The 2,249-nt window shown below is 75.1% G+C and carries 1 protein-coding gene; it reads left to right on the top strand.

The window, feature by feature from the left end:
- The coding region (locus tag HW445_RS27690; protein ID WP_180223604.1) for a type I polyketide synthase at positions 1-2,249 on the top strand (2,249 nt) is incomplete at both ends.

Genomic DNA, 2,249 nt, shown 5'->3' with positions numbered 1-2,249 from the left:
CGCCGACGCCGGTGACCGCGACGCCCTCGCCCGCGTCGTCGCCGCCGTCCCCGCCGAGCACCCCCTCACCTCCGTCATCCACGCCGCCGCCCTCTCCGACGACGGCGTCCTCACCGCCCTCACCCCCGAGCGCGTCGACCACGTCCTCGCCCCCAAGCTGGACGCCGCCGCGCACCTGCACGAACTCACCCAGGACCTGGCGCTCGACTCCTTCGTCCTGTTCTCCTCCCTCGCCGCCACCCTCGGCGGCCCCGGCCAGGGCAACTACGCGGCCGCCAACCTGTTCCTGGACGCCCTCGCCACCCACCGCCGCGACCACGGCCTGCCCGCCGTCGCCCTCGCCTGGGGACTGTGGGCCGACCGGAGCGGCCTCGCCGCCGACCTCGACGACTCGCACCTGCAGCGCATCGACCGGGCCGGCGTGACCGCCATGTCCGCCGAGGACGGCCTCGCCCTGTTCGACGCCGCGACCGCACGGCCCGAACCCGTCGTCGTCGCCGCCCACATCGACCTGCCGACCCGCGCCGACGTGCCCCTCGAGGCCATCCCTCCGATGCTGCGCGGCCTGATCCGCCCCGCCGCCCGTCCCGCCGCCTCGGCGGAGACCACCGCCGCCTCCTCCCTGGCACGCCGCCTGGCCCAGCTGCCCGAGGAGGACCGCACCGGCTTCGTCCTCGACGTCGTCCGCGACGCCGCGGCCGGCGTGCTCGGCCACCGCTCCGGCAGCGAGATCCAGCCCCAGCGGGCCTTCAGCGACCTCGGCTTCGACTCGCTCACCGCGGTCGAGATGCGCAACCGGCTGAGCCTGGTGACCGAGACCCGCCTGCCCGCCACCCTCGTCTTCGACTTCCCCACCCCGGCCGCGCTCGCCGAGCACCTGTGCGCCGAACTCCTCGGCCGGCCCGACTTCACCGAGGCCGCGGCCGTCTCCAAGGACCGCGACGACGACGACCCGATCGCCATCGTCGGCATGAGCTGCCGGCTGCCCGGAGACGTCCGGTCGCCCGAGGACCTGTGGCAGCTGGTCCTCGACGGCCGCGACGCCATGGGCCCCGTCCCCACCGACCGGGGCTGGCGCATCACCGCCCTCCCCGGCATGGAACCCGGCCAGGACGGCTCCCTCGACCTGCTCGGCGGGTTCGTCACCGACCCGGGCGGCTTCGACCCTGCCTTCTTCGGCATCTCGCCGCGCGAGGCCCTGGCGATGGACCCGCAGCAGCGCCTGCTGCTGGAGACCTCCTGGGAGGTCTTCGAACGCGCCGGCATCGACCCGGCGTCGGTCAAGGGCTCCCGGGTCGGCGTCTTCACCGGCTCCAGCGGCCAGGACTACTCGGCGCTCCTCAACGCCTCCGAGGGCAACGAGGGCTACCTCCTCACCGGCATCTCCGCCAGCGTCGTCTCCGGCCGCGTCTCCTACGCCTTCGGCCTCGAGGGCCCGGCCGTCACCGTCGACACCGCCTGCTCCTCCTCCCTCGTCGCCCTGCACCTCGCCGCCCAGGCGCTGCGCAACGGCGAATGCACCATGGCCCTCGCCGGAGGCGCCATGGTGATGGCGACCCCCGCCGCCTTCGCCGGCCTCAGCGGCCAGGGCGGCTTCGCCGCCGACGGCCGCTGCAAGGCCTTCGCCGACGCCGCCGACGGCACCGGCTGGTCCGAGGGCGTCGGCGTGCTGCTGGTCGAGCGTCTGTCGGACGCCCTCCGCAACGGCCACGAGGTGCTGGCCGTGGTGCGGGGCACGGCGATCAACCAGGACGGCGCCAGCAACGGCCTCACCGCGCCGAACGGCCCGTCGCAGCAGCGCGTCATCCGCGCCGCCCTCGCCGACGCGGGCCTGACCACCGCCGACGTCGACGCCGTCGAGGCGCACGGCACCGGAACCAAGCTGGGCGACCCCATCGAGGCGCAGGCCCTGCTCGCGACCTACGGGCAGGACCGGCCCGAGGACCGGCCGCTGCTGCTGGGCTCCATCAAGAGCAACATCGGCCACGCCCAGGCCGCGGCCGGCGTCGCCGGGATCATCAAGATGGTCATGGCCATGCGTGAGGGCGTGCTGCCCAGGACCCTCCACGTCGACCGGCCGACCAGCCACGTCGACTGGTCGGCGGGTGCGGTGGAAGTGCTCACCGAGAACCACGACTGGCCCGAGACCGGCCGGCCGCGCCGCGGCGCCGTCTCCTCCTTCGGCGTCAGCGGCACCAACGCCCACGTCGTCCTCGAGCAGGCGCCCGAGCAGGAGCCCGTTCGCCGGG

The sequence above is a fragment of the Streptomyces sp. UH6 genome (assembly GCF_013421635.1).
Taxonomy (GTDB): domain Bacteria; phylum Actinomycetota; class Actinomycetes; order Streptomycetales; family Streptomycetaceae; genus Streptomyces; species Streptomyces abyssomicinicus.
This window is presented reverse-complemented; position numbering and strand designations above follow the sequence as displayed.